Here is a 6,635-nt window from a genome sequence, read left to right as displayed (position 1 = left end):
GCGCGGGTCCCGGCGCAAACGGGTTTCCCCCAACAAAAACGGGGGGGGCGCCTTTCTGGGGGCGCCCCCACGGCTGTCAGGCTGTTTTATCTTCCTGCACTTTCAATTCGGCGATCATCCGTTCACGCATGACGAACTTCTGCACTTTGCCGGTGACGGTCATCGGCAGTTCGTCGACGAAACGGATGTACTTCGGCACCTTGTAGTGCGCGATCTGGCCGTGGCAAAACTGCTGGATTTCGTCGGCAGTCGCCTGTTCGCCTGAGCGCAGCACGACCCATGCGCACACCTCTTCGCCATACTTCGAATCCGGCACGCCGAACACCTGCACGCTCTGGATCTTCGGATGGCGGAACAGAAACTCCTCGATCTCCCGCGGATAGATGTTTTCACCGCCGCGTATCAGCATGTCCTTCAGGCGGCCAACGATGTTGCAATAGCCTTCGGCATCGAGCGTCGCGAGGTCGCCGGTATGCATCCAGCCGTCGACGATGCTTTCGCGCGTTTTCGCTTCATCGCCCCAATAGCCTTGCATCACCGAATAGCCGCGCGTGCACAACTCGCCGGTCTCACCCACCGGCACGATCTCGCCGAGCGAATCGACGATTTTCACCTCCAGATGCGGCTGGATGCGGCCGACCGTCGTGGTGCGTTTGTCGAGCGGATCGGCGGTCGAACTCTGGAACGACACAGGGCTGGTTTCCGTCATCCCGTAGGCAATCGTGATCTCGCTCAGATGCATCTTCGCGACGACTTTCTTCATCGTCTCGATCGGGCATGGTGAGCCGGCCATGATGCCGGTGCGCAGGCGCGAGAAGTCGTAGCCGGCGAAGTCCGGATGGTCGAGTTCCGCGATGAACATCGTCGGCACGCCGTGCAGTGCGGTGCATTGCTCCTCGGCGACCGCGGCCAGCGTCGCCGCCGGGTCGAAGCCTTCGCCCGGAAACACCATATTCGCGCCGACCGACACGCACGCCAGCACAGCGAGCACCATGCCGAAACAGTGGTAGAGCGGCACAGGAATGCACAGTGCGTCCTGCTCCGTCAGACGCATCGCCATCGCGATATAGCGCGCGTTGTTGACCACGTTGCTGTGCGTGAGCGTCGCGCCCTTCGGGTTGCCGGTCGTCCCGCTGGTGAACTGGATGTTGATCGGATCGTGGCAGGACAGCGTCGCGCCGATGTCGTTCAGCTTCGCGACATCGAGCGTCGCGCGGCCTTGCTCGATCACGTCGGAGAAGCTCAGCATGCCCGGCGTCTCCGTGTCGCACATGCGGATCACGTAACGAAGCTCGGGCAGACGCGCCGCGTGCAACTCACCGGGCGCGTGCGCGGCCAGTTCAGGCGCGAGCTCCTGCAGCATGTCGAGGTACATCGAGGTCTTGAAGCGCTCCGCGGCGATGATTGCCTTGCAGCCGACCTTGTTCAACGCGTATTCGAGTTCGGCGAGCCGGTACGCCGGATTGATGTTGACCAGCACCGCGCCGATGCGCGCGGTCGCGAACTGCGTGAGCAGCCACTCGACCCGATTCGGCGACCAGATGCCGACCCGATCGCCCTTCACGATACCGAGTGCAAGCAGCCCGGCGGCCAGCACGTCGACCTCGTCCGCAAACTCCCGCCATGTCCAGCGGATGCGCTGCTCGCGAAACACCACGGCCGGCCGGTCGGGAAAGCGTTGCGCCGTATCGCCCAGAAACTGGCCGACGGTGGCCTCGCTCAGTGGGATATCGGTCGAACCGCGAACGTACGACAAGCCGTCCTTGGGTTCGATGAGTGCGCCTTCGCCTGACACGTGCGTTGCCATGGTGCTGTCTCCGTGAGCTGAAGCTTGCTCTATTGAAATGAATTTGAAACCGATTGTGCCACCGGCGCTGGCCGCGACGGCATCAAGTCTTACCCGCAGCGTATCGACGGACGCCGGGCCAAGGCTTGAATTTCCATTACCCTTCCGTAAACGTCAAGTAGAGGTCAAAAAAAAGCAGCCGGGAAGGCTGCTTTCTCTCTGATACGTGATGCCTAGTTCTGACCGCGCAGCTTGCGCAGACGCTGGATCGCAGCGAGCTGAGCCGTCGCGTACGCCAGTTCCGCTTGCGCGGTGGCGTATTCGAGGTTCGAGCCCGTGTTTTGCAGCGCTTCCTCCGCACGCTTGCGTGCATCTTCAGCTTTGGCTTCGTCGAGATCCTTGCCGCGAATCGCGGTGTCGGCCAGAACCGTCACGGCGCCCGGCTGGATTTCGAGAATGCCGCCGGCGACGAACACAAATTCTTCGTCGCCGTTTTCAGCTTCGATGCGCACCGCACCCGGACGAATCCGCGTGATGAGCGGCGTGTGGCCCGGCAGAATGCCGAGTTCACCTGCTTCGCCCGGCAGCGCGACGAACTTCGCCTGGCCCGAGAAGATCTGCTCTTCCGCGCTGACGACGTCTACTTTAATGGTTGCCATATCGACTCCTGTGGCGAACCGGGTTAGCGCTTTCGCGCCGACTCGGGTCCCATGCAAGGCTGGATTGAGTGTAGTAAGAGGCGCCGGTTTTGCGTTTTCGATACAAGACACGTACCACACCGCGCGAGGCCGGCGCCCGCTTCGTCACACCCGACCTTTACTGGATCTTCTTGGCCTTTTCGAAGGCTTCGTCGATCGTGCCGACCATGTAGAACGCTTGTTCCGGCAGATGGTCGCACTCACCTTCAACGATCATCTTGAAGCCGCGGATCGTTTCCTTCAGCGGCACGTACTTGCCCGGCGAGCCCGTGAACACTTCAGCGACGTGGAACGGCTGCGACAGGAAACGCTGGATCTTACGAGCGCGCGCGACGGCGAGCTTGTCTTCCGGCGCCAGTTCGTCCATGCCCAGAATCGCGATAATGTCGCGCAATTCCTTGTAGCGCTGCAGCGTTTGCTGCACGCCGCGCGTGATCGAGTAGTGCTCTTCGCCGATCACGTTCGGGTCGATCTGACGCGAGGTCGAATCGAGCGGATCGACTGCCGGGTAGATACCCAGCGAAGCGATGTCACGCGACAACACGACGGTTGCGTCCAGGTGGCCGAAAGTCGTAGCCGGCGACGGGTCGGTCAAGTCATCCGCAGGGACGTACACGGCCTGAACCGACGTGATCGAGCCGGTCTTGGTCGACGTAATACGCTCTTGCAGCTTGCCCATTTCTTCAGCCAGCGTCGGCTGATAGCCCACTGCCGACGGCATACGGCCGAGCAGTGCCGACACTTCCGTGCCTGCCAGCGTGAAACGGTAGATGTTGTCGACGAAGAACAGCACGTCAAGGCCTTCGTCACGGAAGTGCTCGGCCATCGTCAGACCGGTCAGCGCGACGCGCAGACGGTTGCCCGGCGGCTCGTTCATCTGGCCGTACACCAGCGCGACCTTGTCGAGAACGTTCGAGTCCTTCATTTCATGATAGAAGTCGTTCCCTTCGCGGGTACGCTCGCCGACACCGGCGAACACGGAGTAACCACCGTGTTCCTTCGCGATGTTGTTGATCAGTTCCATCATGTTCACGGTCTTGCCCACGCCGGCGCCGCCGAACAGGCCGACCTTGCCGCCCTTCGCGAACGGGCAGATCAGATCGATAACCTTGATGCCGGTTTCGAGCAGTTCCGTCGACGGCGACAGTTCGTCGAACGCCGGAGCCTTCTGGTGAATGCCGCGAACCACGTCCGAGTTGATCGGGCCGGCTTCGTCGATCGGGCGACCCAGCACGTCCATGATCCGGCCGAGGGTCGGCTTGCCGACCGGCACGCTGATCGGCTTGCCCGTGTTCTTCACGACCGTGCCTCGACGCAGGCCGTCCGATGCACCCAGACAGATGGTACGGACAACGCCGTCGCCCAGCTGTTGCTGGACTTCGAGGGTCAGTTCCGAACCTTCGAGAATGAGCGCGTCGTAAATCTTCGGCATGTGGTCACGCGGGAATTCCACGTCGATCACTGCGCCGATGCACTGTACGATCTTGCCTTCTACCAAAGCAGTAGTACTCATCGCTTTTCCTTTAGATACTCAATTCTTCACTCGCGCAAAGGCGCAGTTTCGATGGGTGCGCCACACGGGCGCACACGAAGCGGCTTGCCTGACCGTCAAGGTCAGACCGCCGCCGCGCCACCGACGATTTCCGACAGTTCTTTCGTGATCGCGGCCTGACGGCTCTTGTTGTACACGAGCTGCAGTTCGTTGATGACCGTCTTCGCGTTGTCCGAAGCGGCCTTCATCGCGACCATCCGTGCCGACTGCTCCGATGCCATGTTTTCCGCGACGGCCTGATAGACCAGCGCTTCGACATAACGCACCAGCAGTTCGTCCACCACGGCCTGTGCATCCGGCTCGTAGATGTAGTCCCACTGCGTGGTCGGAGTCGTGCCGTCTTCGTCCTTGCGCTCGAACTGGTCTGCCGACAGCGGCAGCAGTTGCTCGATCACCGGCTCCTGCTTCATCGTGTTGACGAAGCGCGTGTACGCCAGGTACACCGCCGAAACCTTGCCTTCCGAGTACAGGTCGAGCTGCACCTTCACCGCGCCGATCAGCTTTTCCAGATGCGGCGTGTCGCCCAGATGCACGACATTCGACACCACCTTCGCGCGCAGACGGTTCAGGAAACCCAGACCCTTGGTGCCGATCGCCGTTGCCTCGACCGTCTTGCCCTGGCCTTCCAGTTCCTTGAACTTCTGCAGCGACGCGCGCAGCACGTTGGTGTTCATCCCGCCGCACAGACCCTTATCGGTCGTGACGAGGATGATGCCGGCCGTCTTCGCGCCTTCGTTCGACACCATGAACGGGTGACGATACTCGGGGTTCGCACGGCTCATGTGCGCAGCGATATCGCGGACCTTGTCGGCATACGGGCGAGCAGCGCGCATGCGCTCCTGAGCGCGGCGCATCTTCGATGCGGCCACCATCTCCATCGCTTTCGTGATCTTGCGCGTGTTTTGCACGCTCTTGATCTTGCCGCGAATTTCCTTCATTCCAGCCATTGCTTGCTCCATGATCGAAGCAGCGCGGGTTCAGTTGCCTGCGGCCCGCGCCGCTTCAAGGTCCGTTTATGCCTTGCGGATCACTCGCGGATCAATAAGCGCCGGACTTCTTGAAGTCTTTGACGGCCGTGTGCAGCAGGCCTTCATCGTCCTTCGAGAGTTCCTTGGTATCTTCGATGCGCTTGACCAGGTCAGCGTGGCTCGCCTTCAGATATTCGCGCAGACCCTTTTCGAACGGCAGCACTTGCGGCACTTCCAGATCGTCGAGGTAGCCGTTGTTCGCGGCGAACAGCGCGACAGCCAGTTCCCACACTTGCAGCGGCTGATATTGCGGCTGCTTCAGCAGTTCCGTCACGCGGCGGCCGCGCTCCAGTTGCTTGCGGGTTGCTTCGTCGAGGTCCGATGCGAACTGCGCGAACGCAGCCAGTTCACGGTACTGCGCGAGGTCGGTACGGATACCGCCCGACAGCTTCTTCACGACCTTGGTTTGAGCCGCACCGCCGACGCGCGACACCGACACGCCGGCGTTGATTGCCGGGCGGATACCTGCGTTGAAGAGGTCGGTTTCCAGGAAGATCTGGCCGTCGGTAATCGAGATCACGTTCGTCGGAACGAATGCGGTCACGTCGCCTGCTTGCGTTTCGATGACCGGCAGTGCCGTCAGCGAACCGCTCTTGCCCTTCACTTCGCCGTTCGTGAACTTCTCGACGTACTCTTCCGAGACGCGAGCAGCACGCTCCAGCAGACGCGAGTGCAGATAGAACACGTCGCCCGGATAAGCTTCGCGGCCCGGCGGGCGGCGCAGCAGCAGCGAGATCTGACGGTATGCCCAAGCCTGCTTGGTCAAATCGTCATAAACGATCAGCGCGTCCTGGCCGCGGTCGCGGAAGTATTCGCCCATCGTGCAGCCGGCGTACGGTGCGAGGTATTGCATTGCAGCCGATTCCGAAGCCGAAGCCGCGACGACGATCGTGTATTCCAGCGCGCCGGTTTCTTCCAGCTTGCGGACCACGTTCATGATCGACGAAGCCTTCTGGCCGATCGCGACGTAGATACAGAAGAGGTTCTTGCCCTTCTGGTTGATGATCGCGTCGACTGCGACTGCGGTCTTGCCGCACTGGCGGTCGCCGATGATCAGCTCGCGCTGGCCACGGCCGACCGGCACCATCGCGTCGATCGACTTCAGACCGGTCTGGACCGGCTCCGAAACCGACTTACGCCAGATCACGCCCGGTGCGATCTTTTCGATTGCGTCGGTTTTCTTCGCGTTGATCGGGCCTTTGCCGTCGATCGGGTTGCCGAGTGCGTCGACCACGCGGCCGAGCAGCTCCGGGCCCACCGGCACTTCGAGAATGCGGCCCGTCGTCTTGACGATGTCGCCTTCCGAAATGTGTTCGTACTCGCCCAGAATCACGGCGCCGACCGAGTCGCGCTCGAGGTTCAGTGCGAGACCGAAGGTGTTGCCCGGGAATTCGAGCATTTCGCCCTGCATCACTTCCGACAGGCCGTGGATGCGCACGATACCGTCGGTCACGGAGATCACGGTGCCCTGATTGCGAACGTCTGCGCTCGCTTCAAGGCCCTGGATCCGGCTCTTGATCAGCTCGCTGATCTCAGAGGGATTGAGTTGCATTATTCGCTCCTGATAGTCA

5 protein-coding genes are annotated in these 6,635 nt (G+C 61.5%); all 5 read right to left on the bottom strand.

Going from position 1 to position 6,635, the window contains the following annotated elements:
• Nucleotides 1–76: 76 nt before the first annotated feature.
• The 5 genes from PQQ51_RS32195 to atpA all read right to left on the bottom strand — a co-directional run bounded on the left by PQQ51_RS32195 (nucleotide 77) and on the right by atpA (nucleotide 6,616).
• Nucleotides 77–1,807, bottom strand: a complete 1,731-nt coding sequence (locus PQQ51_RS32195) for an AMP-binding protein (protein WP_408501238.1) — start codon at nucleotides 1,805–1,807, stop codon at nucleotides 77–79.
• Between the two features lie 212 nt (nucleotides 1,808–2,019).
• Nucleotides 2,020–2,445, bottom strand: coding sequence for a F0F1 ATP synthase subunit epsilon (locus tag PQQ51_RS32190; RefSeq protein ID WP_345812320.1), 426 nt, complete (start codon nucleotides 2,443–2,445; stop codon nucleotides 2,020–2,022).
• A gap of 157 nt (nucleotides 2,446–2,602) precedes the next feature.
• Complete coding sequence (gene atpD / locus PQQ51_RS32185) at nucleotides 2,603–3,997, bottom strand: F0F1 ATP synthase subunit beta (protein WP_091797865.1); 1,395 nt, start codon at nucleotides 3,995–3,997, stop codon at nucleotides 2,603–2,605.
• Nucleotides 3,998–4,098: 101 nt separating this feature from the next.
• Nucleotides 4,099–4,983 carry a F0F1 ATP synthase subunit gamma gene (gene atpG / locus PQQ51_RS32180; protein ID WP_408501237.1) on the bottom strand — a complete coding sequence of 295 codons (885 nt, stop codon included), beginning with the start codon at nucleotides 4,981–4,983 and terminating at the stop codon, nucleotides 4,099–4,101.
• 91 nt (nucleotides 4,984–5,074) lie between these two features.
• Nucleotides 5,075–6,616 (bottom strand): F0F1 ATP synthase subunit alpha, encoded by a 1,542-nt coding sequence (gene atpA, locus PQQ51_RS32175; protein WP_408501236.1) that lies wholly within the window; start codon nucleotides 6,614–6,616, stop codon nucleotides 5,075–5,077.
• Nucleotides 6,617–6,635 lie beyond the last annotated feature (19 nt).

The organism is Paraburkholderia xenovorans, assembly GCF_046030735.1.
Taxonomy (GTDB): domain Bacteria; phylum Pseudomonadota; class Gammaproteobacteria; order Burkholderiales; family Burkholderiaceae; genus Paraburkholderia; species Paraburkholderia xenovorans_A.
This window is presented reverse-complemented; position numbering and strand designations above follow the sequence as displayed.